Genomic DNA, 24,784 nt, shown 5'->3' with positions numbered 1-24,784 from the left:
GAGGGACCGGTATGACTTACGTGCTTCGACGGATATTGATGCTCGGCTGCATCACCACGTTCATGCCCCTGGCCGCCATGGCACAGGGCGCACCGTCCGCCCCTCCTCCCGTCACCGTTGCCAAGCCGGTCGTTCGCGATGTCGTCGACAGCGACGAGTTCATTGGCCGCTTCGAGCCGGTCGACGAAGTCTCCGTTCGCTCGCGTGTCGGTGGATACTTGCAGGAAATCCATTTCCAGGACGGCGCATTGGTCAAGCAGGGTGACCTGCTGTTCGTCATCGACCAGAGGCCGTTCGTCACCGCGCTTAGCCAGGCGAAGGCGACGCTCGAAGCGTCGCAATCCGCTCTGGTCTTTGCCGATGCGCAGTTTAAGCGCGCACAATCGCTCACCGCGAGCGGCAGCCAGGCGGCGCAGACGCTGGACGATCGCCGCCGTGAGTTCGATTCGGCCGAGGCCAATGTCCGCGGTGCGCAGGCCGCCGCCGATCGCGCTTCTCTCGACATGGAATATACCGAGATCAAAGCGCCGCTCAGCGGCCGCATCGACCGCCGGCTGATCTCGGCCGGCAACCTTGTGCAGACTGACCAGACCGTGCTGACCACCATCGTATCGCTCGACCCGATCGATTTCTATTTCGACGTCGATGAGCGCCGCCTGCTGAATTTCGCCGACACGGCGCGCAAAATGGGTAAGGAACTTCAGCAGGGCGGCGGCGGATTGGATGTATCCGTCACCATCTCGGATCCTTCTGCCAAGCCATTCAAGGGGAAACTCGACTTCGCTGAGAACCGGGTCGACAATGAGAGCGGCACCATTCGTCTGCGCGCCCGCTTCCCCAACCCCGATCTCGTCCTTCAGCCCGGACTCTTCGGCCGCATTCAGGTTGAAGCCTCCAACACATACCAGGCCATTCTCGTCCCGGACGAAGCAATCGGCTCGGACCAGAATGAACGCGTCGTCTATGTGGTTGACGCGCAAGGAAAGGTTTCGACCAAGCCCGTGAGGCCCGGCCCGCGGCTCTACGGCTATCGTGTGATCCGCGAGGGCCTCGACGGCACCGAGACGATCATCGTCAACGGCCTGATGCGCGCCCGCCCGGGATCGACGATCACGCCTCAGATGACCAAACTGCCGCAGGAGCGCCAGGACACCCCGCCTGAAGCCGCCAATGCGGAGAACGGACAATGAGATTTGCGCACTTCTTCGTCGACCGGCCGATCTTTGCGGCCGTCATCTCGATTCTCTTTCTCGTCGTCGGCGGCATCGCATATACGCAATTGCCGGTCTCCCAATATCCGGAGATCGCGCCACCGACCATCGTCGTGCGCACCTCCTATCCCGGCGCCGATCCGCAGACGATCGCCGACACCGTTTCGACCCCACTCGAACAGCAGATCAACGGCGTCGAAGACATGCTTTACATGTCGTCCTATTCCAGCGCCGACGGCGCCATGTCGCTGACGATCACCTTCAAGCTCGGCACCGATCTCGATAAGGTCCAGGTGCTTGTCCAGAACCGTGTTTCGATCGCGCTGCCTCGCCTTCCGGAAGAGGTGCAGCGGCTCGGCGTCACCACCGACAAGAGTTCTCCGGACCTGATGATGGTGGTGCACTTGCTGTCGCCGTCGCACCGCTATGACCAGCTTTACGTCTCGAACTACGCCCGCAACCGCATCCGCGACGTCCTCGTTCGCCTTGACGGCGTCGGCGACGTGCAGCTCTTCGGCGAGCGCCAGTATTCGATGCGCATCTGGCTCGATCCGGAAAAGCTCTCGGCCTACGGCATGACCTCGGACGACGTCGTCTCCGCCTTGCGGGACCAGAACGTCCAGGTCTCCGGCGGCAAGATCGGCGCGCCGCCTGTCACCGGCAAGAACGCCTTCGAATATACGGTGCGAACGGACGGACGCTTCTCCGACGTCCGCGAGTTCCGCTACGTCATCGTCAAATCGACGGGCGCCGGCCGGCTCGTGCAGTTGCAGGATGTCGCCCGTATCGAACTCGGCGCCCAGGACTACGTCACCAACAGCTACCTCAACAACGACCCGGCGGTCGCCCTTGGCATTTTCGCCCGGCCGGGAACCAATGCACTGGATACGGCCCATCAGGTCCAGACATTGATGAAGGATATCTCCCAGAATTTCCCCGAGGGGCTGGAATATCGCATCGTCTACGACACGACCGAATTCATCTCGGATTCGATTAGCGAGGTCTATAGAACCATCGCCGAGGCCGCCATCCTGGTGGCGATCGTCGTTCTCGTCTTTCTGCAATCCTGGCGAACCGCGATCATACCGATCGTCGCCATTCCGGTCTCGCTGATCGGCACCTTCGCCATCCTGCTGGCGTTCGGCTTCTCGCTCAACATGCTCACTCTGTTCGGGCTGGTACTGGCGATCGGTATCGTCGTCGACGATGCGATCGTGGTCGTGGAAAATGTCGAGCGCAATCTGGCGCGCGGCATGACACCGAAGCAAGCTTCCCATGTGACGATGGACGAAGTCGGAACCGCCGTCATCGCCATCTCGCTGGTGCTGATCGCGGTGTTCGTGCCGACAGCCTTCATTCCCGGCATATCGGGCCAGTTCTACAGGCAGTTCGCCGTGACGATCTCGGTCACCACCGCGATATCGGCGTTGAATTCGCTGACACTGTCGCCCGCCCTCGCCGGCATATTGCTGAAAACCCACGACCACGAAACCCGGCGCGCGAATATCGCCGCACGGTTTGGCAGAGGTCTCGCGGACGGTTTCAATCGCGGCTTCGACAGGATGAGTTCCGGCTATTCATGGATCGTCCGGCATCTGGTCCGTAGTTGGGTCGGATTGACAGCCGCGATGATTGCCTTCGTCTGCCTGCTCGGAGCAACCTGGTACATGGGCACGCGCGTTCCCGCGGGCTTCATCCCGACCATGGACCAGGGTTACGCGATCGTCGTCATACAGCTTCCAGACGGCGCCTCGCTGGCGCGTACCGACGCCGTCGTCAAACAGGTGGGTGATATCGCCCGGACCGTGCCGGGTGTCGGCAACGCCGTGCAATTTGCCGGCTTCAGCGGGGCAACGTTCACCAATGCCTCGAATTCGGGCGTCGTCTTCGTGCCGTTCAAATCCTTTGCCGAACGTGAGGAAGGCGGAGAAAACGCCAACAAGATCATCGGCGAGCTTTACGGCAAACTGCAAAGCATCCAGGAAGCCTTCATCATTGCCATCCCGCCGCCGTCCGTGCGTGGCGTCGGCAACTCCGGCGGCTTCAAGATGCAGATTTCCGATCTTGAAAACGCCGACATGACGCGCGTGCTCGGCCTCGCCCGCCAGATGATGGGTGCCGCGGCCACCACCGAGGGGCTGACCGGCGTCTTTACGACATTCTCCGATGCAAGCCCGCAATACTTCCTGGCGATCGACCGTGACAAGGCACGCTTTCTGAATGTGCCGATCCCCAATATCTTCAACGCGCTTTCCATCAATCTGGGCGTCGCTTACGTCAATGATTTCAATGCGTTCGGCCGCGTCTACCAGGTTCGCGCGCAGGCCGACCGGCAATATCGCATGGACAGGGAAGACATCCTCGCCCTGAAGGTTCGATCGGCGACCGGCGCGCTGGTTCCGCTTGGAACGTTAATGGATATCCAGGATGCCAGCGGCCCGGCACTTGTCCAACGCTACAACATGTACGTCTCGGTGCCGCTTCAGGGCAATCCGACGCCTGGCACATCGACGGGCGACGCCATCGCAAAGATGGAAGCGCTGGCAGCGAAGATCCTGCCGCAGGGGACAACCTTCGAATGGACGGAACTCGCCTATCAGGAAACCCATACCGGCAACACCGCCGTCTACATCTTCGCCCTCTCAGTCGTCTTCGTCTTCCTGGCGCTGGCGGCACAATATGAAAGCTGGGTTCTGCCGCTCGCGATCATTCTCATCGTGCCGCTTGCGGTGCTCGCGGCGCTGATCGGGGTCTCGCTGAGGGGAATGGACAACAACGTCCTGACCCAGATCGGCCTGATCGTGCTGATCGGTCTTGCGGCCAAGAACGCCATTCTGATTGTCGAGTTTGCCAGGCAGGCGGAAGACGAGGGCAAGTCGCCAGTGGAAGCGGCCATCGAGGCCAGCCATCTTCGCCTGCGCCCGATCCTGATGACGGCATTCGCCTTCATCTTCGGCGTTCTACCGCTTGCCATCGCGACCGGCCCCGGCGCGGAAATGCGCCAGTCGCTCGGCACCGCCGTCTTTTCGGGAATGCTTGGCGTGACGATCTTCGGCCTGTTCCTGACGCCGGTCTTCTACGTCGTGCTGCGCGGCTGGCGCCGCAAGCAGCCGGCGGAAAAAACGGTGGAGGCCGTCCCGGTTGAAAGCGAAACGGTCTGATCCGCTCCGGCGGGAGGCCGAGAAGGCGGAAGTCAGGTGGAAAACAGATGCACCTGACCCTGCCACAGGCGGGCGACGGTCAGCTTGCCGCTGCGGTAGGCGCGCGTATCGAGATTGAGCCGTCTCGGCCGTATGTCGGGCTCGTCGTTCGGCGTGTGACCGTGAACGACGAGCTTCGGCAACGGCACCCGGCTTTCGAGAAACCGCTGTCGGATCATGACCAGATCCTCGTCCGTCTGCTCGTCGAGCGGCAGCTTCGGATTGATGCCGGCATGCACGAAAATCACATTTGGAGTCTCCAGCATCACAGGCATCGCCCGCATGAAATCGATATGCGTGCGCGGCAGCGACTGGCGCAGGAAGGAATCGAGCTTTGCGCCTGAAGGAAAGACCAGCGGCAGATGCTCCGGATCGAGGCCGTAGGATTTCAGCGACTCCGCCGAACCCATCCGCATCCACTCGTCATAGGAAATCCAGCCGTCGATATAGTCGAGCATGGCGATTTCATGATTGCCGGCAAGGCAGATACGGTCGAAATCATCCGGCGGCGGCGCCATGAGATGGGTGATGACCTGGGCCGATGCCGGTCCGCGGTCGATATAGTCGCCAAGCGTCACGATCAGTTTACGCCCCGGCAGCCGCGCGGCATCGCGCAGGATCGCCGCCTCGGCTTTCGCAAGCAGATCGAACCGCCCATGAATGTCGCCGATCGCATAGGTTGGGATCGCGGCAATATCCAGCGTCAGACGTGGTCTCGACTGGCGTGCCATTTTCGAAACCTCGCCGTTGCGAGCAAGAGTATCGCTCATCATGTTTCTCAATCAAGGAAGCCCCACTTGCCGGTAAGTAGAGGCGAAAACAAGGCAATCAAGCTGGTAAGAAAATTCAAAGCCTTGGAGTTTTGTAGAAAAACCGGCCTTATCATTCGAGGGCCGATCCCTCACTCCTGTATGCCTGCCATCGGCCCGACGATTGGAGCGATTTTCGGAAGGCACGAGGCGCCGAGTCAAACTGTTGCAGCGTTCTTCGCCATCCGAAAAGACGCAGAGCGCCGTAGGAAAGAGTGACCGATGGGAACGGTATCGCAGTTTCAGGATAGAAAAAGGCCTCCCGCGCATCGCATCGAAAGTGAAGAGGAGGCGATATCCACCGCCCGCGGCCTTGCTGCCGCATTCCGGCACCAGGCGAGCGAACGCGACATCAACCGCGTACTGCCCTTTGCCGAACTCGACGCGCTGTCGGCATCGGGACTGACGGCGATCACTGTTCCGCCCGACCATCAAGGGCTCGACGTATCGAACGCGCTGCTCGCCGAAATCGTCGCAATCATTGCCGAGGGCGATGCCTCGATCGGCGAGGCGCTGGAAAACCATTTCTGTGTGCTGGAAACGCTGCGCACCCAGGCGACCGAGGATCTGCAGGCATCGCTGTTTGCCCGCGTGTTGCTCGGGGACCGCTTTGCAGGCGCCACCTTTATCGAAGGAACCGAGCTTACGGCCGAAGGCCCAGGTTACCGCCTGAGCGGGCGAACGCGACAGGCGTCCGGTATTTTGTTCGCCGACTGGATCGCCGCTGTCGCCGCCGCTCCACCCAGCCGTCCAGTCACCCTTTACCTGGCAGGCGACGACGAAGGCTTGCAGGTGGTCGACGATTGGGATGGCTTCGGCCAGCGCACCAATGGATCGGCTACGGCCATCGTCGGCACGCTTTACGTCAGTGCCGATGCGATTGCGCCGCCCCCTCCTCCGACGTTTCGACCGGTGTCTCGCTCAGCCTGCTGCTCAAGGCAAGTGTCAGCCTCGGCATCGCCCGGGCCGCCTGGAGCGACCTGATGACAGCAATTGGCGATCCCGGCACGACGGTCCTTCCCCGCATCGGCGAACGCGCCATCCGCATCGAAGCGACGGCGGCAGCCTTAGAACGGGCTGGCCGTAAACTCGACATTGCACAGGTCAATCCCGTCGAGGCCGCGATGGCGGACGCGCATTTCTCCGCCTCGGCGGCCGCGATCCTCGCCGGGGAAACGTCACTCGACACCGCAAACGCGCTGTTCGAACTGGCAGGGGAAACATCGGCCGGCATCGGGCTCAATCTCGACCGGCATTGGCGCAATGCCCGCATTTACGCTCTATCGCTGCCACGGGACAGGCTGGTGCGTGCTGCAGGCGAATATCGGTCGAAGCCCGGCGACGTCTAAAGCTCTTTGTCTTGATGCATGTCGTTATCCCGGAACCGCTACACACTTCCGAGCGACATGCATTCAATTCAGCTGGCGGCGGAGATCGGCAATTCTTCCTTGGGGCCGTCGATGCGGCCGCCGGCGGCGACGAATTGCTCGAGGCTCATATTGTCGAGAATGGCGGCGATCGCGTCACGAACATCGGTCATCGAGCGCCGCACCTGACAGGTTTCCGGATCGGCGCAGTCGTCGCAGGCCTCGTAAGCCGTACGGCTGGCACAGCGGATCGGCGCCAGCGGCCCGTCGAGCGTGCGGATGACATGGCCGATGCGGATTTCGGAGGCCGGCCGCGACAGGGAATACCCGCCGCCCGGCCCCTTCTTCGAGCGCAGAATGCCGACATTGCGCAGTTCGAGCAGGATCGTATCGAGAAACTTCTTCGGGATATTATTACGGGCGGCGATGTCATTGATGAAGGCGGTCTCGCCGGGCGCCAGCCGCGCCAGGTCGACCAGCGCCTTCAGCCCATATTTTCCCTTTTTCGTCAGCATCGTCATTGCCCTGTAGAAAACGCAGTATTCACCCCTGCCAATAGCAGGCAAATAGCGTCAAAAGCGTGAACATACAACAAAATAGCTATTATTTATAGCTTATATCGGCAACGTCACAGGCCGCCCGGCAGTCTTGGAACCGACCGAGCAATGCCGCTACCGCTAAGTTCAAAGTGTTACAGCGCTGCGCTGTCGTCTCGCTCAGATCGTCTTCAGCATACCGCCATCGACAAAATAGGTCGAGCCGACGCAATAACTCGCCCGCTCCGAACTCAGAAAGACGAAGACGTTTGCCAGTTCCTCCGGCGTGCCGAAGCGTTTCGAGGCGGCATGCTCGTTGGCGACGCTCTGCAGGTAGCCCTCCCAGTTGCCGCCGGTTTCGGCGGTCAACTGCTTGGCGGTCTTGATCCAGTCGGGGGTGAGGATCAGGCCGGCATTGACGCAGTTGACGCGGATATTGTCCGGGATGAGTTCGGTCGAAAGCGTCTTCGAAAACATCATCAGCGCCGACTTGCTGACATTGTAGATCGGCTCGTACCAGAGCGGCTGGACGGCGCAGATCGAGGCATTGTGCAGGATCACGCCGCCGCCGCGCCTCTTCATCTGAGGGGCGATGCCGCGCGCAAGCCGCACCGCGGCCATCACATGCAGGTCCCAATAGCTCTGCCACTTCTCATCGGGCGCCTCCATCACCGTCTCGTTCGATCCGGTGCCGGCATTGTTGATGAGGATATCGGCGCCGCCTCTTTCCGCCGCCGCCGCAATGATCGCCTTCGTTCCGTCGACTGTCGCCAGATCGGCGGCAACAGCGACGGCGCTGACGCCGTACTTCTCGGCGATACGGGCGGCCTCCGCCTCGAGCCGTTCGCCGCCGCGGGCCGCCAGCACGAGATTGGACCCCTCAGCCGCCAGCCCCTCGGCGATCGCCAAGCCGATCCCGACAGACGCGCCTGTTATAACGGCGGTCTTTCCCTTCAGTCCCAGATCCATATTTTCCTCCGCGCAAGCGACTGGCGGTTCCGGCCTGATGTGCCAAATGTTCCGCCAATGAAACCTCGCGTCAAGCACTGAGATGCCTCTTGCGGAGGGCACCGATCTGTCGCAGCCTGCATCCCCACATGCGAGGAGTTTTCATGCGACGTTATTCAGCCTGCATAGAGTGGCTGTTTGCCGAAGAAGGCGACAGCTTTCCCGATCGCATCCGCCGCGCCCATGCCGGCGGCCTGACGGCCATCGAATTCTGGCGCTGGACCGACAAGGATCTGGACGCGATCGAGGCGGTTCTGAGGGAAACCGGCCTTGCCGTCACCAGCCTCGTCGCCGAGCCGATGATCGCGCTGACCGACGCCGGCAACCGGCAGGCATGGCTGAAAGGCCTTACCGAATCCGTCACGGCCGCAAAGCGTCTCGGCGCGCCGGTGCTGATTGCCCAGGCCGGCAACGATCTTCCGGGCGTGAGCCGCAAGGAGCAGCGCCGGGCGCTCACCGAAACGCTGAAGGCCGGCGCCGATATTCTTGCAGGCGGCGGTGTGCGCCTCGGCGTCGAGCCGCTCAACATCCGCATCGATCATGTCGGCTATTTCCTCGATTCGACCCGCGAAGGTCTCGACATCATCGATGACATCGCCCGCCCCGAGATCGGCATCGTCTACGACATCTACCATTCCGCGGTGATGGACGAACGCACCGAAGAGGTGCTGGACGGCCGTCTCGACCGTGTCTTCCACGTCCATGTCGCCGATCATCCCGGCCGCAACGAACCTGGCTCCGGCGGCATCGACCTAGCCCATCGCCTCGGCTGGATCTTCGCCAACGGCTATGACGGCGCCGTCGGCCTGGAATACCGGCCGACCAGACCCGGCGCCGACGCAGTCATGGCCGCGATCGCCTCGCTCGACGGTTAGGTCGGGTTTGCGCCTTCGGCAAAGGCTTCAAGCTCGGGGTCGAAATCGACCTCGACGACATTGTTAAAGACGGCAGTGGCCAGCATGATGCCGGCAAAGGCGACGAGATCGACCAGCACCTTGGTGTCGTAGCGCTGTTTCAGCTTCGCCCAGAGTTCGGTCGGGACCGCATTGGAATCGGCGACGATCGCCTTGCCGAAAGCGTCGAGCAAAGCTTCCTCCTCGGACAGTTTGAGCGCGTCGGGATTGAAAGCCTTGTTGATCAGCGCCCGGCGAAAGAAGGTGACGGCGATCTTCGATTTCGCCGCCTTCGAAATCGCATGCGAAAAGATCCAGATCGCCCGGTCGCTGATGATGGGGTCGAGCTCGGCCCGCAGCGTGAACCATTCGGCGTAGATGCGATGGGCGGCCGGCGAATGCAGCAGCGTCCGCTTCATATTGGTCATGCGTCCGCGCAGCCTGACTTCCTCGTCATGCGCCGCCCGAACCTCTTGTGAAGCGGTGTCGTAATCGATCTGCGGGAGGTGGCTCATTGGGTCCTCTTTCTGACGCACAAAGATAAATCCGCTTGGCCGCCGTGCCGCGCCCACTTAAGTTCCTCATATCGAAGGTGGAGGCAAGGCATGAGCGACGATCACGAGCATCACCACATCGACTGGCGGGAGCATGGCGTCAAGGTCATTCCCGGCAATTCGCTCGATCCGAACACCGCCCAGACGCCGGGGATGAACCGTGCGACGGCAATCAACAACGCCCGCGCCGGCGCCGAGAAGATCTGGGCCGGCACCGTGACGATCCACGCCAATGCCAAGACCGGCGCTCATCATCACGGCGATCTCGAAAGCATCATTTATGTGGTCAAGGGCAAGGCCCGCATGCGCTGGGGCGAGCACCTGGAATATACCGCCGAGGCCGGTCCCGGCGATTTCATCTATGTCCCGCCCTATGTGCCGCACCAGGAGATCAACGCCAGCCGCGACGAGACGCTGGAATGCGTGCTCGTCCGCTCAGGCCAGGAACCCATCGTCGTCAATCTCGATATCGAGCCGGTGGAAAAGCCTGAAGACGTGCCCTGGATCGACCCGATCCATCGCTGATGTATGCCGACATCCGTCAGGCGTGAACCGCATTCGCCCCACTCATGGCCGAGTTTTCGATGATCCGGCCGGTATCGGCGGCATAAAGATGGATCGCATTGTGGTCGATCGCGATGCCGATCGGATCGCCCGACTTCACGGTCACGGCCTCGGTCAGCGCCACAGCGAAGGGCAGCCCGTCGAAATCGGCGTGAACGACGCGGCTCGCGCCGAGCTCCTCGATGAAGTCGGCCGTTGCCACTAAGGCGCCGGGCGCATCCGGGGCCACCAGACGGGCAGCCTCGGCGCGCATGCCGAGCACGACGCGTTTGCCTTTCAGCGCTGCGGCGCGTTCGCGCGGCAGCGCGATCTTGCGGCTCTGGTCATAGACGAAGACGCCTTCATCGTTGATCGTGCCTTCGAGCAGGTTCATCGCCGGCGTGCCGACGAAGCCGGCGACGAAGCGCGAGACCGGATGATGATAGACTTCCTCAGGCGTGCCGACCTGCTCCACCCTGCCGCCATTCATCACCACCAGCCGGTCGGCCAGTGTCATCGCCTCGGTCTGGTCATGCGTGACGAAGATCGAGGTGGCGCCGAGGCGGCGGTGCAGGCGGCGGATTTCAGCGCGCATGGCGATGCGCAGCTTGGCGTCGAGGTTCGACAGCGGCTCGTCGAAGAGGAACACCTTCGGTTCGCGGATCATCGCTCGCCCCATGGCGACGCGCTGGCGCTGGCCGCCGGAAAGGGCGGCCGGCCGGCGGTCGAGGAAGGGTTCGAGGCTGAGCGCTTTGGCGACCTCGGCGACGCGGCGGCTGCGTTCGGCCTTCGCCACACCGGCCACCTTCAGGGCATAACCGATATTCTCGGCGACGGTCATATGCGGATAGAGCGCATAGTTCTGGAACACCATGGCGCAGCCGCGCTCGCGCGGCTCCAACTGGTTGACGACCCGGCCGTCGATGGCGATTTCACCGCCGCTGATTTCCTCGAGGCCGGCGATCATGCGCAGCAGCGTGGACTTGCCGCAGCCGGACGGGCCGAGGATGACGATGAATTCGCCGGACTGGATCTCCAGGTCGACGCCGTGAACGACGGAAGTCTTGCCGTAGCTCTTCTTCACATCACGGATTGAGATCGGTGCCACAGGACTGCTCCTTCATTTCTCGGTAGAAATAAGGCCGCGCACGAACCAACGCTGCATCAGGATGACGAGCACCAGCGGAGGCGACATGATGATAAGTGTACCTGCCATGGCGACGTTCCAGTCGGGCAGGCCGAATTCGGATGGGATGAGGGTCTTGAGCTGCGTCACCGCGATGCCGAAACTCGGGTCGGTAGTAATCAACAACGGCCAGAGATACTGGTTCCAGGCCCAGACGAACATGATGGTAAACAGTGCGATCATGTTTGGTCGCGACAGCGGCAGCAGAATGTCCCAGAAAAACCGGACCGGACCCGAGCCGTCCATCTTCGAGGCCTCGGCAAGCTCGTCCGGAACGGTCAGATAGAACTGGCGGTAAAGGAAGGTGCCGGTCGCGGTTGCGACGAGCGGCGCCACCAGGCCGGTATAGGAATTCAGCAGACCCCATTCGAGCTTAATCTGGATGCCGGACACCCAGGCGACCAGCGCGGTAATTCCGGTGATATCGAGAATCGTCTGGAAAGGCTGCAGCGCGTTGGCCGCGATCGAATAGGTCGGCACGATGCGGACTTCCAGCGGCAGCATCAGGGTGATGAAGATGATCCAGAAGATCAGATGCCGACCGCGGAAACGGAAGTAGACGATCGAGAAGGCGGCCATGGCGGAAAGGATAACCTTGCCGGCACCAACCGCAGCCGCGAAGATGATGCTGTGAATCAGCTTGTTGCCGAGATCGGCGCGGATCCAGGCGGCCTGAGCATTTTCCCAGAAATGCGAGCTCGGGGTCAGCGGTAGCGGCACTCGGTTGACCGTCTCCAGATCGAGCGTCGATGCGATAATGACGATGACGAAAGGCAGAAGCGCGATCACCATGCCGAGTGCCAGAAGTGTATAGCAGATGAAGTTGAATATCGGCGTGCGTTCGATCATGTCCGCGACCTCACTTGTAGTGCACGCGCCGCTCAATGAAGCGGAACTGGAAGATGGTGAGCAGGACGACGAGCGCCATCAGGATGATCGACTGGGCGGCGGCGCCCGAATAATCGAGCCCCCTGAACCCGTCGAAATAGATCTTGTAGACCATGAGTTCGGTCGCACGTGCCGGCCCGCCCTGCGTCATGACGTCGACGATGCCGAAGGAATCCTGGAAACTTTCGGTGATGTTGATGACGAGCAGGAAGAACAATGTCGGCGTCAGCAGCGGCAGCTGGAGATCCCACATCCGGCGCAGCGGCCCGGACCCGTCCATGGCCGCAGCCTCGATCAGCGAGCGCGGAATGCCCTGAAGCGCCGAAAGGAAGAAGATGAAATTATAGCCGATATATTTCCAGGAAAAGGCGATGATGACGGCGATCATCGCGTCCTTGCCGTCGAGTGCCGGGTTCCAGAGACCGGGCCAGACATGATTGATGACCGACAGGAGGCCGGCCTCCGGCGCCAGGATGAAGCGGAAGGCGAGACCGAGAGCGGGAGCGGCAATCGCATAAGGCCAGATGAAGACCGACCGGTAGATCTTGTGGCCGCGCAGCTCGCGATCCGTCAAAAGCGCCAGGATGAGCGCCATCCCCATGGCGATCGCCGTCGAGCTGAAGCCGAAGATCATGCTGCGGGTGATCGACTCCCAATAGATGGGGTCGCTGAGCAACTGCTTGAAATTGTCGAAACCGACCCAGGCGTTGCCGCCGCCCCATGGCTGCTCGAGCGTGAACGCCCAATAGAGCGCTTGCGCACTCGGCCAATAGAAGAAGACGAAGATCAGTAGCAGCATCGGAAAGGCGAAGAGCAGTCCGATCGTCGTCGAGGAGAAAGTGACGCGCTTTTCCATGAGTGGTCGTTTTCGCCATGATTTCGTTTAAAGCGGGCAGCAGCTTTGCATCCGCGACCGATGAAGAGAACTTGCGAAGACGCACCCGGCGCGCGCAAGGCGGGCCGGGTGCGTCTGATATCAGCCGATCAGGGGAGCTGAACGTTCTTATAGGTCTGCTGGAAGCGGCGCAGCAGCTGGTTGCCGCGTTCGGCAGCGCCGTCGAGCGAAGCCTGGACGTCGGCATTGTTGACGAAGATCGCCTGCAGGCCGTTGGCGATTTCGGTGCGGACCTGCAACAGGCCGCCGAGACGGATGCCGTGCGGCGCCGTGTCGTCGGCAGGCGATGCCGTCAGGCTCTGAATCGCCAGCTCACGGCCGGCATAAGGAGCCTTGTCGTAGAAGCCCTGCTTCTTGAGATATTCGAAGCCGGAGTTACGAACCGGGATATAGCCGGTGACCGTCGACCAGGTCAGGGCTTCTTCCGGCTTTGCGATGAAGTTGAAGAAGGCAGCGGCAGCCTTGTATTCGGCGTCGGTGTGACCCTTCAGAACCCAGAGCGACGCGCCGCCGACATAGGAGCTGTGGCGGGTTGCAGTGCCGTAGGTCGGGAGCATGGCAACGCCCCAGTTCATGCCCTGCTTGGCGGTGCGGCCGATATTGCCGTGGTCGCCGACCGAGGTCAGGATGACCTGGCAATCGCCGGCGGCGAAGGCTTCGACGAAGGTCTGGCCGACGGCCTTGTTCTTGATGAAAGCCAGCTTGTTGTCATACCAGGACTTGAGGTCCTTGATGTAGCTCACGAGCAGCGGGTTCTTGTTGTAGGTCAGTTCGGCGTCGAGGCCTTCAAAGCCGTTCTTCTTCGTCGCGATCGCTTCGCCGTTAACGGCTTCGAACTGCTCGACATATTGCCAGACTTCGTTGTTGGAGATGTCGAAGGCGAGCGGGCAAGCATAGCCTGCATCCTTCAGAGCCTTGAAATCTTCGCCGGCTTCCTGCCAGGTGGCCGGAGCATGGTCCTTGCCGATCTTGGCGAAGGCATCCTTGTTCCAGTAGAGCAATGCGGTCGAGGAGTTGAAGGGGAAGGAGTACATCTCGCCCTTGGACGTCGCGTAATAGTTAGCAATGCCGGAGAAGTAATCTTTCCAGTCGACGGTGTAGCCCATGTCCGTCATCAGCTGGTTGGCCGGGTAGTAGGCGCCGGAAAGCATGATGTCGAGCGTGCCGGCGTCGGAGACCTGAGCGATGGTCGGCTGCTTGCCGGCGCGGAAGGCGGCAATGGTGTTCTGCAGCGACGCGTCGTAGCTGCCCTGGCTGGTGCAGGCGACTTCGTAATCGGCCTGCGACTGGTTGAAGCGATCGCACTGTTCCTGGACACGCTTTGCGATGTCACCGGAATTGCCGAACCAGAAGTCAATCTTGGTCTTATCGGCGGCGGCAGCGGGACCGGCAAGAAACGCTGTAGCGAGAAGGGCGCCAACGGCGCCGAGAAGCTTGGCTTGCATGAGAACCTCGAACGTAAAAAAGGACGCGCACTTTCGGCGCACGCCCTATTAGCTGGTTCAAATTGCCGCGGCCAATGAATATTACATGACATGAAACGATCGAAATCGTTCCGTCACAAAACCTTCATGCGGATGTTATTTGCCACGGCCGAGGCTATATTTAGAGAAGCCTCGCCAGCCTCCCCAGCGCACTGCCGAACATTTATATTTGTATTCGAATATTTATGAATTTCAAGGGTTTTCAATATTTGCCTATATTGCGACGCAGCATCATTATTCGAAGCTACCGCCGCATGAAAACTTGCAAAATCGCCTATCTCGCCGCCATTGCACTGCTGTGCAACGCCTGGTTTTAACCCCAGATTTAAAGGAAATCCTTCAAAATTGCAGCGAACCGGGGATCGAATGCACGGCTGATCGGTCCGGCGGCCGCACCGATCGCCACCGACCAGGGATCGGCCATGCCGGGCTGCAGGCGCGGGAGCATGCGGCCAGGTCGTTCGGCGATCGAGGGCAGCAGCGGGCCGATGGCGGCGATCAACCTTTTCACCAGCGCTTCCGGGGCACTGCCGCACAGGATCACAGTCTGCGGATCGAAGACCGTTTCGATGAGATGGATGCTCCAGCGCAGGTCCACTGCCGCCGCCTCGATCCAGGTCTTAATGTTTGGATCGCCCCTTGAGGCAAGGTCGTTGATGCGTGCATGGAGATGGGGATCGGCAGGATCGGCCGAGAGATGCTGATAGAGCGAGGCGAGCGAAGCGCGATGTTCGAGCGGCGTCGATTTGCCGTCGGCAAACAGCAGCGCCATGCCGATCTCGCCGGCATTGCCGTTGGCGCCACGGTAGAGCTCGCCGTTCAGAATGAGGCCGGCGCCGATGCCGTAGCCGACGAAGAGGCAGACCGCATGGTCGACACCATGGGCGGCTCCCACCATGCGCTCGGCGGTCGCCGCAGCAGCAGCATCGTTCTGCAGGCCAACGTCGAGCCCGGTGCCGGCGGCCAGCCTTTCCAGCAGCGGGAACTTTTGCCAGGCCTCCATCATCCACGGATCGTCGCCGCTACCGGCGACCCCGAAGGGCCCGGGCATGGCGACACCGAGACCGACCATTCGCTTTTCCGACTGCTGGACGATCCCGGCAAGCTTGGAGCGCACATCGGCGACCAGATCGAGGATGACCTTTGCTCCCGTCGAGGGACCTCCGGGCGGAAGGCCGGCTTCTGCGCGCATCAGAACACTGCCGATGAGATCGACGGCGACCGCTCGCGTCACATGCCGATCGATCTGCAGGCCGATCGCGAAGGCGCCTTCGGGCACGAGCCCGTAGGGCGTCGAGGGCTGCCCCCTGCCCTTGCGCACCGGCTCCTGCGAACGGACGAGACCATCGCGCTCGAGTTCCTCGATGATATTCGACACCGTCTGCTTGGTCAGCCATGTCGCCCGCGCCAGATCGGCGCGTGAAAGTTCACCATTGATCCTCAAGGCATCGATCATCACGCGCCGGTTATGCGCGCTGGTGCCTTCGTGGTTGGTGCCGCTCTTGGCCCGGATCGGCCGGCTGTCATTCATGTGCAATTGCCTCTTGACTCCAGTAGAATGTTGAAGAAGTAATAAGTCAAGACAATTGACTTAATAAGGGACCGGAGAGTTCCAGGGAACGCAGGACGCCGACACGGGCTCCGACGACGCTCCGAGACGACTTCTCGAACACCGATGGCGGAGGGCCGCCCTTGGCAATGCGTAAATGTCAAAAACTGGAGGCTGCAATGCTGAAATCCTTTACCAAGACGCTTCTGGGTGCGGCCTTGATCGGCGCATCTCTTGCGCCGCATGCTTTCGCCGAAACGACGCTGAACGCGCTTTTCATGGCGCAGGCCGCTTACAGCGAGGCCGATGTGCGCGCCATGACCGACGCCTTCGCCAAGGCGAACCCCGATATCAAGGTCAATCTCGAATTCGTTCCCTATGAGGGCCTGCACGACAAGACGGTGCTGGCGCAGGGTTCCGGCGGCGGTTACGACGTCGTGCTCTTCGATGTTATCTGGCCGGCCGAATACGCCACCAACAAGGTGCTGGTCGATGTCTCCTCCCGCATCACCGACCAGATGAAGAAGGGCGTGCTGCCTGGCGCCTGGACCACCGTGCAGTATGACGGCAAATATTACGGCATGCCGTGGATCCTCGATACCAAATACCTGTTCTACAACAAGGAAATCCTCGAAAAGGCCGGCATCAAGGCGCCGCCGAAGACCTGGGACGAGCTGACCGAGCAGGCAAAGGCGATCAAGGACAAGGGCTTGCTCGCCACGCCGATCGCCTGGAGCTGGTCGCAGGCCGAAGCCGCGATCTGCGACTACACCACGCTCGTCAGCGCCTATGGCGGCGATTTCCTCAAGGACGGCAAGCCGGCCTTCCAGAGCGGCGGCGGCCTCGATGCGCTGAAATACATGGTCTCCAGCTATTCCTCCGGCCTGACCAACCCGAACTCCAAGGAATTCCTGGAAGAGGATGTCCGCAAGGTCTTCGAAAACGGTGATGCCGCCTTCGCTTTGAATTGGACCTACATGTATAACATGGCCAACGACCCGAAGGACAGCAAGGTCGCGGGCAAGGTCGGCGTCGTGCCGGCGCCGGGTGTTGCCGGTAAAAGCCAGGCGTCTGCCGTCAACGGCTCGATGGGCCTCGGCATCACTTCCGCCAGCCAGCATCCCGACGAGGCCTGGAAATACATCACCTTCATGACGTCGCAGGCGACGCAGAATGCCTATGCCAAGCTGAGCCTGCCGATCTGGGCATCCTCCTATGAGGACCCGGCGGTCACCAAGGGCCAGGAAGAGCTGATCTCCGCCGCCAAGATCGGCCTTGCGGCCATGTATCCGCGTCCGACGACGCCGAAATATCAGGAGCTCTCGACCGCGCTGCAGCAGGCGATCCAGGAATCCCTGCTCGGCCAGTCCTCTCCGGAGGATGCGCTGAAATCGGCGGCCGACAATAGCGGCCTCTGATCAAACTCAGAAACCCGGGCGCCGCCTGCCGTCGCCCGGCCTCCAAAACTAAAGAATGAAGAAGGGTCGCCTCGATGTCGGGCACTTGGCTGACAACTCGCGCGTGGCTGTTGATGCTGCCGCTTCTCGTGGTCATGATATCCGTCATTGGCTGGCCTTTGATCGATACGGTCGGCCTCTCCTTCACCGATGCCAAGCTCGTCGGCACCGAGGGCAGCTTCGTCGGCATCGACAATTACGCCAAGATGATTTCCGGCTCGAATTTCCAGCGCACGCTGATCACCACCACATGGTTCGCGATCGTCTCGGTTGCCGCCGAAATGGTGATCGGCGTCCTTGCCGCCCTGCTGCTGAACCAGCAATTCCGCGGCCGTACTGCGCTTCGCGCCCTGATGATCCTCCCCTGGGCGCTGCCGACCGTCGTCAACGCCACGCTCTGGCGGCTGATCTACAATCCGGAGTACGGTGCGCTGAACGCCGCGCTGACGCAGCTCGGTCTTCTCGACGCCTATCGCTCCTGGCTTGGCGAACCCGGCACGGCGCTGGCCGCTCTCATCGTCGCCGACTGCTGGAAGAACTTCCCGCTGGTGGCGCTGATCGCACTGGCCGCGCTCCAGGCCGTGCCGCGCGACATCACCGCCGCCTCCCTCGTCGACGGCGCCGGCCCCTTCGCGCGCTTCCGCTTCGTTATCCTGCCCTATCTCGCCGGTCCGCTGATGGTGGCGCTGGTGCTGCGCACGATCGAAGCCTTCAAGGTATTCGACATCATCTGGGTGATGACCCGCGGCGGCCCTGCCAATAGCACCCGCACGCTGTCGATCCTTGTCTATCAGGAGGCCTTCTCCTTCCAGCGGGCGGGCTCGGGCGCCTCGCTGGCCCTGATCGTAACGCTGCTGGTGACCCTGCTGGCCGCCGGTTATGCCGCCCTGGTGCGCAAGACTGCCGGGAGTGCGGCCTGATGGAACGCCAAAATCCACTCTTTTCTGCCTTCATCTATGTCAGCGCGCTGCTGCTTGCCGCCGTCATCCTGGCGCCGATCCTTTGGCTGTTCATCATGAGCATCTCGCCGGCCGCCGATCTTGCGGCAAAGCCGCTGCGCTGGTGGCCGCAGGCGGCGGATTTCTCTCGCTACGCCGTGCTGCTTTCGACGCTCGAAAACAGCGCCGGCGCCGCGTTTACTTCGTCGTTGCGCAACAGCATCGAGGTGGCGGGCATGGCGACGATCGCCGCCATCGCCCTTGCCATTCCGGCCGGCTGGGCCGTGTCGCGCACGCCTTCTGTCGGATGGTCGCTGTCGATGGTGATCGCCACCTATATGCTGCCGCCGGTGGCGCTTGCCGTGCCGCTCTATATGGGTCTCTCTCATCTCGGCATGCTGAACAACGTCTTCGGCCTTGCCTTGGTCTATCTGACAATCCTAGCACCCTTCACCACCTGGCTGATGAAATCGGGCTTCGATTCCATCCCGCGCGAGATCGAATCCGCCGCGATGATCGACGGCGCCGGCCTGTTCCAGACGCTGAGGATTATCACGCTGCCGCTCGCAGCCCCTGTCGTCGCGACATCCAGCCTCTTTGCATTCCTGCTAGGCTGGGACGAATTCTTCTATGCGCTGCTCTTCACCTCCGACCAGCGCGCCAAGACGCTGACCGTCGCCATTGCCGATCTCGCCGGCGGCCGCGTTTCCGATTACGGACTGATCGCCACGGCAGGCGTGCTCGCCGCCCTGCCCCCGGTGCTGATCGGTCTCGTCATGCAACGCGCCCTGATTTCAGGGCTCACCAGCGGCGGCGTCAAGGGATGAAGATGACGACAGAACGAACCCGGCCGGCCGGACTTGCCGCAATTGACCGCGAGATGGCGCGTCAGCACGCCGATGCGCTCGCCTCCTATGATGCCACCGCACCGATGGCGGTAAGAGCCGCTACGTCGCTGAAGAAGACTGGCCGGCTGCTCTTGCTCGGCATGGGCGGCTCGCATGCCGTCAACCGCGCCGTCGAGCCGCTCTACCGCACCCTCGGCATCGATGCCGTCGCCCTGCCGCTCTCCGAACAGCTCGGCCAGCCGCTGCCGATCGCCGGCAAGACGGTCTTCGTCACCTCGCAATCGGGCGAAAGTGCCGAAGTCCTGCGCTGGTTCGAAGAGACCGGCGGCCCGCAGGAGACCTTCGGCCTGACGCTCGAAGCCACTTCCTTCCTTGCCAGCACCGCCCCGTCGCTGGTCGGCAGCGGCGGCACCGAACTTGCCTTTGCCGCGACCCGCAGCCTGACGGTGACCCTCGCCCTGCATCTGGCAATCCTTTCCGCCCTCGGCGAAGATCCCACGGCCGCACTTGCCGTCCTCAGGGCACCCAAAGACCATGACATCGCCGCGGCGCTGGCCGCGCTCGAAAACGTCGCGACCGTCGTCACCTCGGGCCGCCGCCTGCAGGGTGTTGCCGAGGCGCTGGCGCTTGGGTTGACCGAATTATCGCGCCGTCCCTGTTTCTCGCTCGAAGGCGGCCAACTGCGCCATGGGCCGATGGAGATGCTGGGGCCTGAGATCGGTCTGGTGCTGTTCCGCGGCCTGGACGAGACGGCCGGCTTGGTGACGGCTATGGCGGTCTCCGCGGTCGACACCGGCGCGCCGGTCATCCTGTTCGACGCATCCGGCCAAGCGCCGGTCGCCGGCGCGGTGACGATCCGCTTTACCCCTGCGACGGGCCTTGCGGCGATCTTCGCCATGCTGCCGGTCGCCCAGCGGCTGATGATCGCCTTTGCCGACGCCCGCGTGGATAATGCCGGAATGCCGGTCCGTTCCACCAAGATTACCCGGAGCGAATGAATGCGGCCGCTTGCAGTCATCGGCAACGTCAATGTCGACCTCATCCTCGGACCGGCGGCCCCCTGGCCGAAAGCCGGGACGGAAATCATCGTCGATCATGACGAGCTCAGGGTCGGCGGATCGGCCGGCAACAGCGCGCTCGCCTGGCAGGCGCTCGGCATCGAATTCGAGATCGCCGCCAATATCGGCAGCGACCAGTTCGGCCGCTGGCTCGCCGAAGCCTTCGGGCATCGTTCCGTGAACTGGCCGGTCCGTCCTGAGAAGACGACGCTCTCCGTCGGCATCACCCATCCGGATGGCGAGCGCACCTTCTTCACGACGACGGGCCACCTGCCGCGCTTCGCGCTTGCCGATATCTTCGCCGTCATCGACGGCGCAAGACTCCGGGGCGGCTACGCGCTGCTCTGCGGCGCCTTCCTGACCGAAGATCTGACGAGAGAATACGACGCTCTCTTCGATTGGGCCGATAGCCATGACATCACCGTCGCGCTCGACACAGGCTGGCCGCTCGACGGTTGGAAGGAAGAGAACTGCACGGCGACACGCGCCTGGCTCTCCCGCAGCGGCATCGCATTGCTGAACGAGGTCGAGACGACAACGCTTGCCGGCATCGCCGATCCGATCGAGGCTGCCCACGAAATCAGGTCGCACATGCCGGAAGGTGCGATCGTCGTCGTCAAACGCGGCCCGGACGGCGCCGTCGCCATCGGGCCAGACGGCCTGCCGGCTTCGGTGCCTGCACCCGTCGTCAAGGTCGTCGATACGATCGGCGCCGGCGATGTCTTCAACGCCGCCTTCCTCGCCGCGCTCGCAAAGGACGAGCCTTTGATCTCCTGCCTGAAAGCGGGTACCGAGATCGCCTCGCGCGCCATTTCCACCCTGCCCCGTAGCTACGGTAATCCGTCATCCCTTCAGGAGCCCGTGTCATGAGCGCGCTCGACATCCAGAACATCCGTAAGACGTATGGCGAAGTCGAGACGCTGAAAGGCATCGACATTTCGCTGGAAAGCGGCGAATTCCTCGTGCTGCTCGGCTCGTCTGGCTGCGGCAAGTCCACGCTCCTGAACATCATTGCGGGCCTTGCCGAGGCAACGAGCGGCGACGTCAGGATCGGCGGGCGCTCGGTGCTCGGCGTGCATCCGAAGGACCGCGACATCGCCATGGTCTTTCAATCCTATGCGCTCTATCCCAATCTGACGGTGCACAGGAACATCGGCTTCGGCCTGGAAATGCGCAAGGTGCCGGCGCCCGAGCGCGACAGGGCGGTGCGCGACGCTGCAAAACTGCTGCAGATCGAAAACCTCCTCGAGCGCAAGCCGAGCCAGCTTTCCGGCGGCCAGCGCCAGCGCGTCGCGATCGGCCGCGCGCTGGTGCGCAAGCCGGAGGTCTTCCTCTTCGACGAGCCGCTCTCCAATCTCGACGCCAAGCTGCGCATGGAGATGCGCACCGAGATCAAGCGGCTGCACCAAATGCTGAAGACGACGGTAGTCTACGTCACCCATGACCAGATCGAGGCGATGACGCTGGCAAGCCGCATCGCCGTCATGCGCGACGGCCGCATCGAGCAGCTCGGCACGCCGGAAGAGATCTACAACCATCCGGCAACGCTCTATGTCGCCACCTTCGTCGGCGCGCCGCCGATGAACCTGCTGAAGGCGACGGTGCGTGACGGCCGTCTAGCGCTTTCAAGCTCCGATGCCACCCTGCCCCTACCCGCTTGCTTCCGCGATACCGTCGGCAATGGCCGCGATCTCGTCCTCGGCATCCGTCCCGAGGCGCTTCGCACCGACGGCAACGGCCTGTCTATCAAGGCAACCACCGAGGTTTCGGAACTGACCGGTCCGGAACTCGTCGTCACCGCGCTTACGGGAAATCAGCGGCTGATGGCTTGCCTGCCGCCGCGCACGCCGATCCGGGACAACGAAAAACTGACCCTCTTCTTCGACGAAGAGGCCATGCATCTCTTCGACCTGGAAACCGGTCTCAGCTGCCTCGGCGAGCAATAGGCCCACCAAGCACCCTGAGTCTCCCCGTTCAGTTCGCCGCTTCGGCGGGCTTTCGCTTGTAAACATGGATATAATCGACCAGCAGAATGGAAGGGTTCGGCGTTTCATCGATCGGCCATCCCGAGCCGAGCGCCAGATTGACCAGCGGATAGAACGGCATGTGGAACTCCTTCGGGGTGTCGAAGCTCCAAAGGTATTGCCGATCCAGATAGAAGGTCGTCTTGTCGGCCTGGATATCGACGCCGTAGGTATGATACTCGCTGTTTAGAATTCCGTCCTCGACCGTTTTCCAATAGCCGCCGGTCGAGTTCTGGCCGCCTTGGCTCTGACGCCAGATATGAAAACCCATGCTGAATTCGTAAGGCGCGCGGCCGTAATATTCCAGTACGTCGATCTCGGCTGTATATTTCGACCGGTCGAGCCCGATGAGCCAGAAGGCCGGCCAGACACCCTTGCCCGGCGGCAGCCTCATCCGTGCTTCGAAATAGCCGAACTGCTGCGAGAAACCTTCGCCCTTCGGGTTCACCGACGACAGCAAGCCCGAACGCCAGGTGCCGTCGGCCTCCTTGCGCGCTTCGATCTTCAAAATTCCTTGATCGGTTGTAAACGGAAAGCCGGGAGCCGGATCGGTGAAACGGGCATCACCGAAATCGCCGTTCCAGGGCGTATGGGCGATCCAGCGGGAGCTCTTCTCTCCCCAGGCCGAAACGTCGAGGCTGTCGAAACTCTCGTCGAATGTCAGCTGGTATGCATCGATATTGAGCGGTTCCTGGGCCACGCTGGGCTGGCCGGGCAGCGCGCCTAGACCGAGAACGACGAGCAGACCGAGCCACTTGGCAGATATCCCGTAACGCATTGTTACTCCCTTGAAAACGCTTGAACACAATCGGCGGGGGGGCATTTGCCTCGATCATGAGGTGAGAACCTCGTTTCGTCGCGGCATCAGCCTTTGAACGACAATGGTCTCGATGCCGTCGGGCTTTCCGACCATCTGCCACAGCAGCAAGGCGACAGCCCAGAAAATGCCCGCTGCCACCCCGCCGCAAAGCGCGACACAGACGACAAGAGTGACGCCGACAGGCATGGCGACGAGCATTGGCCCCACCCAGAGCAGGAAGGCGATCATCGGCAGGCTCGCGGCCAGCGGCCGGAAAAAGGAATTCAATTGCGCGGCAAAACTCGCGCCGATCAGCCGCCGTGTGATGACGAGCGATGCGCCATAGGCGACGAGGACTGCCACGATCCGCGCGCCGAGTGCCCCCGACACCTGAAAATAGGCGATGCCCAAAATGGTGACCGGGACCCTGACGGCGAACTCGACAAACATCCTGAGAGCGACATAACGGGTATTGTTCATGACCATCGCCAATGGTGGCATCATGTTTGTGGGAAGACCAAGCAGGCTGACAAGGCACAGCCACTGCAGGATTGGCGCGGCCGATGCCCATTTCTCGCCGACGAGGATGCGCACGGTCGGCTCGGCCAGAAGGGCAAGCGCAATGAGAATGGGTGCCGCGACGAAGGTGATCGCATTCGTCGCCTTCAGATAGGCGGCGATCAGGTTGCGGCGGTCTTCCACCGTGGAGAAGGCCGCCATCAGCGGGCGCAGCAACGGTCCGACGAAGGTTTGATACGGAATACCGGCGATATTGTCGGCGACGCTGAAGGCGCCGAATGTCGACAGGCCGGTAAAACGCGGCAGAAGCAGCCGGTCCAGCTGCCAGTTGATCGAACTCAACACCTGCGACACGGTATTCCAGCTGATCATGTCCTGAAAATGCTTCCATTCGGAAAGGCTGAACGTCGGTCGCATCGGCGCAAGAACATAGGAGGTGATCATCGCCGCGGTCGGGCCGGCGACCGCTCCGATCGCCAGCCCCCAATAGCTGCCTGTTGCGACAGCTACCCCCACCCCGAACAGCAATGTCGATCCCTTGGCGATGAGATCGAGCGCGAACTCGCGTTTGAAATCGAACCGCTGCATGAAAAGAACCATGCGCGGGCTGACCACGCTGCGCATCGCAGGCGCAATCGAGAGAACGGCGACAAGGGCGAAAAGCCGAGGATCGTTGTAGACCAGCGCCATTGGCCAGGAGATGATCATCATCAGCAGGCTGATGGCCAGCCCTCTCAGCAGGCTGAGGGTGAAGGCCGTGGCGAACATCTCGTCCGAAGGCGACGATTGACGCATCAGCGCCTGGGTCAACGGCAGGTCCAGGATTGCCTCGACGATAACCAGGACCGACGTCGCGATGGCGACTAGGCCAAAATCCGCAGGACTCAGCAGCCTTGCCAGGACAAGGAGGCTGACGAAATCAAGCATCCGCGCGAGGAATTTTCCACTGATCGTCCAGATGCTCGCCGTCGCCGTCCTCTGAGATACGCTTGACATGATCGGTTTATCTATTTCTCGT

General features: G+C 61.9%; 21 protein-coding genes and 1 pseudogene. 11 read left to right on the top strand and 11 right to left on the bottom strand.

Going from position 1 to position 24,784, the window contains the following annotated elements:
- Positions 1 to 11 precede the first annotated feature (11 nt).
- Both MF410_RS01335 and MF410_RS01330 read left to right on the top strand, forming a co-directional pair.
- Entirely contained in the window at positions 12 to 1,190 is a 1,179-nt protein-coding gene (locus MF410_RS01335; protein ID WP_097629152.1) for an efflux RND transporter periplasmic adaptor subunit, read from the top strand.
- Positions 1,187 to 4,372 (top strand): multidrug efflux RND transporter permease subunit, encoded by a 3,186-nt coding sequence (locus MF410_RS01330; RefSeq protein ID WP_097629153.1) that lies wholly within the window; start codon positions 1,187 to 1,189, stop codon positions 4,370 to 4,372. Before MF410_RS01335 ends, MF410_RS01330 begins: the two co-directional genes overlap by 4 nt.
- Before the next feature lie 32 nt (positions 4,373 to 4,404).
- Here the strand turns inward: MF410_RS01330 and MF410_RS01325 are convergent, their stop codons facing one another.
- Positions 4,405 to 5,181 (bottom strand): metallophosphoesterase family protein, encoded by a 777-nt coding sequence (locus MF410_RS01325; RefSeq protein WP_172643269.1) that lies wholly within the window; start codon positions 5,179 to 5,181, stop codon positions 4,405 to 4,407.
- Between the two features lie 261 nt (positions 5,182 to 5,442).
- Between MF410_RS01325 and MF410_RS01320 the strand changes: the two are divergent.
- Positions 5,443 to 6,569, top strand: a pseudogene (locus tag MF410_RS01320) (monooxygenase).
- A gap of 68 nt (positions 6,570 to 6,637) precedes the next feature.
- On the opposite strand, the gene MF410_RS01315 reads toward MF410_RS01320, so the two are convergent.
- The gene (locus MF410_RS01315) at positions 6,638 to 7,102 is read right to left on the bottom strand and encodes an Rrf2 family transcriptional regulator (protein ID WP_003590486.1); all 465 of its coding nucleotides are present in this window, start codon (positions 7,100 to 7,102) and stop codon (positions 6,638 to 6,640) included.
- 201 nt (positions 7,103 to 7,303) lie between these two features.
- Complete coding sequence (locus MF410_RS01310) at positions 7,304 to 8,092, bottom strand: SDR family oxidoreductase (RefSeq protein ID WP_097629155.1); 789 nt, start codon at positions 8,090 to 8,092, stop codon at positions 7,304 to 7,306.
- A gap of 143 nt (positions 8,093 to 8,235) precedes the next feature.
- Here MF410_RS01310 and MF410_RS01305 point away from each other — a divergent pair, with 143 nt between their 5' ends.
- Complete coding sequence (locus MF410_RS01305) at positions 8,236 to 9,006, top strand: TIM barrel protein (protein WP_097629156.1); 771 nt, start codon at positions 8,236 to 8,238, stop codon at positions 9,004 to 9,006.
- On the opposite strand, the gene MF410_RS01300 is transcribed toward MF410_RS01305, so the two are convergent.
- Complete coding sequence (locus MF410_RS01300; RefSeq protein WP_097629157.1) at positions 9,003 to 9,539, bottom strand: hypothetical protein; 537 nt, start codon at positions 9,537 to 9,539, stop codon at positions 9,003 to 9,005. The two genes, MF410_RS01305 and MF410_RS01300, sit on opposite strands and share 4 nt — an antisense overlap.
- 90 nt (positions 9,540 to 9,629) lie before the next feature.
- On the opposite strand from MF410_RS01300, the gene MF410_RS01295 reads away from it, so the two are divergent.
- Positions 9,630 to 10,103 (top strand): cupin domain-containing protein, encoded by a 474-nt coding sequence (locus MF410_RS01295; protein WP_097629158.1) that lies wholly within the window; start codon positions 9,630 to 9,632, stop codon positions 10,101 to 10,103.
- Between the two features lie 16 nt (positions 10,104 to 10,119).
- Here MF410_RS01295 and MF410_RS01290 read toward each other — a convergent pair whose 3' ends face one another.
- The 5 genes from MF410_RS01290 to MF410_RS01270 form a co-directional block, all read right to left on the bottom strand.
- The gene (locus MF410_RS01290) at positions 10,120 to 11,229 is read right to left on the bottom strand and encodes a sn-glycerol-3-phosphate import ATP-binding protein UgpC (RefSeq protein ID WP_239620094.1); all 1,110 of its coding nucleotides are present in this window, start codon (positions 11,227 to 11,229) and stop codon (positions 10,120 to 10,122) included.
- Between the two features lie 12 nt (positions 11,230 to 11,241).
- Entirely contained in the window at positions 11,242 to 12,156 is a 915-nt protein-coding gene (locus MF410_RS01285; RefSeq protein ID WP_097629160.1) for an ABC transporter permease subunit, read from the bottom strand.
- A gap of 10 nt (positions 12,157 to 12,166) precedes the next feature.
- Positions 12,167 to 13,051 carry a sugar ABC transporter permease gene (locus MF410_RS01280; protein WP_012485023.1) on the bottom strand — a complete coding sequence of 295 codons (885 nt, stop codon included), beginning with the start codon at positions 13,049 to 13,051 and terminating at the stop codon, positions 12,167 to 12,169.
- A 128-nt stretch (positions 13,052 to 13,179) separates the two neighbouring features.
- Positions 13,180 to 14,535, bottom strand: coding sequence for an extracellular solute-binding protein (locus MF410_RS01275; RefSeq protein WP_097629161.1), 1,356 nt, complete (start codon positions 14,533 to 14,535; stop codon positions 13,180 to 13,182).
- A 364-nt stretch (positions 14,536 to 14,899) separates the two neighbouring features.
- A complete protein-coding gene (locus MF410_RS01270) occupies positions 14,900 to 16,105 on the bottom strand; it encodes an ROK family transcriptional regulator (protein ID WP_097629162.1) in 1,206 nt (401 codons plus the stop codon).
- Between the two features lie 197 nt (positions 16,106 to 16,302).
- Between MF410_RS01270 and MF410_RS01265 the strand changes: the two genes are divergently transcribed.
- The 6 genes from MF410_RS01265 to ugpC all read left to right on the top strand — a co-directional run bounded on the left by MF410_RS01265 (position 16,303) and on the right by ugpC (position 22,370).
- Positions 16,303 to 17,541: an extracellular solute-binding protein gene (locus tag MF410_RS01265; protein WP_097629163.1), complete on the top strand. Its 1,239-nt coding sequence runs from the start codon at positions 16,303 to 16,305 to the stop codon at positions 17,539 to 17,541.
- 74 nt (positions 17,542 to 17,615) lie between these two features.
- Complete coding sequence (locus tag MF410_RS01260; protein WP_097629164.1) at positions 17,616 to 18,500, top strand: sugar ABC transporter permease; 885 nt, start codon at positions 17,616 to 17,618, stop codon at positions 18,498 to 18,500.
- Complete coding sequence (locus tag MF410_RS01255) at positions 18,500 to 19,345, top strand: carbohydrate ABC transporter permease (protein ID WP_097629165.1); 846 nt, start codon at positions 18,500 to 18,502, stop codon at positions 19,343 to 19,345. Before MF410_RS01260 ends, MF410_RS01255 begins: the two co-directional genes overlap by 1 nt.
- A complete protein-coding gene (locus MF410_RS01250; RefSeq protein ID WP_097629166.1) occupies positions 19,342 to 20,364 on the top strand; it encodes an aminotransferase in 1,023 nt (340 codons plus the stop codon). Before MF410_RS01255 ends, MF410_RS01250 begins: the two co-directional genes overlap by 4 nt.
- Complete coding sequence (locus MF410_RS01245; RefSeq protein ID WP_097629167.1) at positions 20,365 to 21,294, top strand: PfkB family carbohydrate kinase; 930 nt, start codon at positions 20,365 to 20,367, stop codon at positions 21,292 to 21,294. It abuts the gene before it with no gap.
- On the top strand, positions 21,291 to 22,370 hold the full coding sequence (gene ugpC / locus MF410_RS01240) for a sn-glycerol-3-phosphate ABC transporter ATP-binding protein UgpC (protein WP_097629168.1): 1,080 nt from the start codon (positions 21,291 to 21,293) through the stop codon (positions 22,368 to 22,370). Before MF410_RS01245 ends, ugpC begins: the two co-directional genes overlap by 4 nt.
- Positions 22,371 to 22,398: 28 nt before the next feature.
- On the opposite strand, the gene MF410_RS01235 is transcribed toward ugpC, so the two are convergent.
- Both MF410_RS01235 and MF410_RS01230 read right to left on the bottom strand, forming a co-directional pair.
- Complete coding sequence (locus MF410_RS01235) at positions 22,399 to 23,226, bottom strand: glycoside hydrolase family 16 protein (protein ID WP_097629169.1); 828 nt, start codon at positions 23,224 to 23,226, stop codon at positions 22,399 to 22,401.
- Positions 23,227 to 23,280: 54 nt separating this feature from the next.
- Positions 23,281 to 24,762, bottom strand: a complete 1,482-nt coding sequence (locus MF410_RS01230; protein WP_097629170.1) for a lipopolysaccharide biosynthesis protein — start codon at positions 24,760 to 24,762, stop codon at positions 23,281 to 23,283.
- Between the last annotated feature and the right edge of the window lie 22 nt (positions 24,763 to 24,784).

This window comes from Rhizobium sp. C104 (genome assembly GCF_022354505.1).
Taxonomy (GTDB): domain Bacteria; phylum Pseudomonadota; class Alphaproteobacteria; order Rhizobiales; family Rhizobiaceae; genus Rhizobium; species Rhizobium redzepovicii.
Note: the sequence above shows the minus strand (reverse complement) of the source record. Positions and strands in the feature narration are given on the sequence as shown.

Coding starts and splice junctions, on each gene's coding strand:
- MF410_RS01270 (WP_097629162.1), bottom strand. CDS start 16,105: ATGAATGACAGCCGGCCGATCCGGGCCAAGAGCGGCACCAACCACGAA.
- MF410_RS01245 (WP_097629167.1), top strand. CDS start 20,365: ATGCGGCCGCTTGCAGTCATCGGCAACGTCAATGTCGACCTCATCCTC.
- MF410_RS01260 (WP_097629164.1), top strand. CDS start 17,616: ATGTCGGGCACTTGGCTGACAACTCGCGCGTGGCTGTTGATGCTGCCG.
- MF410_RS01330 (WP_097629153.1), top strand. CDS start 1,187: ATGAGATTTGCGCACTTCTTCGTCGACCGGCCGATCTTTGCGGCCGTC.
- MF410_RS01295 (WP_097629158.1), top strand. CDS start 9,630: ATGAGCGACGATCACGAGCATCACCACATCGACTGGCGGGAGCATGGC.
- MF410_RS01335 (WP_097629152.1), top strand. CDS start 12: ATGACTTACGTGCTTCGACGGATATTGATGCTCGGCTGCATCACCACG.
- ugpC (WP_097629168.1), top strand. CDS start 21,291: ATGAGCGCGCTCGACATCCAGAACATCCGTAAGACGTATGGCGAAGTC.
- MF410_RS01305 (WP_097629156.1), top strand. CDS start 8,236: ATGCGACGTTATTCAGCCTGCATAGAGTGGCTGTTTGCCGAAGAAGGC.
- MF410_RS01250 (WP_097629166.1), top strand. CDS start 19,342: ATGAAGATGACGACAGAACGAACCCGGCCGGCCGGACTTGCCGCAATT.
- MF410_RS01300 (WP_097629157.1), bottom strand. CDS start 9,539: ATGAGCCACCTCCCGCAGATCGATTACGACACCGCTTCACAAGAGGTT.
- MF410_RS01325 (WP_172643269.1), bottom strand. CDS start 5,181: ATGAGCGATACTCTTGCTCGCAACGGCGAGGTTTCGAAAATGGCACGC.
- MF410_RS01285 (WP_097629160.1), bottom strand. CDS start 12,156: ATGATCGAACGCACGCCGATATTCAACTTCATCTGCTATACACTTCTG.
- MF410_RS01315 (WP_003590486.1), bottom strand. CDS start 7,102: ATGCTGACGAAAAAGGGAAAATATGGGCTGAAGGCGCTGGTCGACCTG.
- MF410_RS01280 (WP_012485023.1), bottom strand. CDS start 13,051: ATGGAAAAGCGCGTCACTTTCTCCTCGACGACGATCGGACTGCTCTTC.
- MF410_RS01230 (WP_097629170.1), bottom strand. CDS start 24,762: ATGTCAAGCGTATCTCAGAGGACGGCGACGGCGAGCATCTGGACGATC.
- MF410_RS01275 (WP_097629161.1), bottom strand. CDS start 14,535: ATGCAAGCCAAGCTTCTCGGCGCCGTTGGCGCCCTTCTCGCTACAGCG.
- MF410_RS01255 (WP_097629165.1), top strand. CDS start 18,500: ATGGAACGCCAAAATCCACTCTTTTCTGCCTTCATCTATGTCAGCGCG.
- MF410_RS01310 (WP_097629155.1), bottom strand. CDS start 8,092: ATGGATCTGGGACTGAAGGGAAAGACCGCCGTTATAACAGGCGCGTCT.
- MF410_RS01235 (WP_097629169.1), bottom strand. CDS start 23,226: ATGCGTTACGGGATATCTGCCAAGTGGCTCGGTCTGCTCGTCGTTCTC.
- MF410_RS01265 (WP_097629163.1), top strand. CDS start 16,303: ATGCTGAAATCCTTTACCAAGACGCTTCTGGGTGCGGCCTTGATCGGC.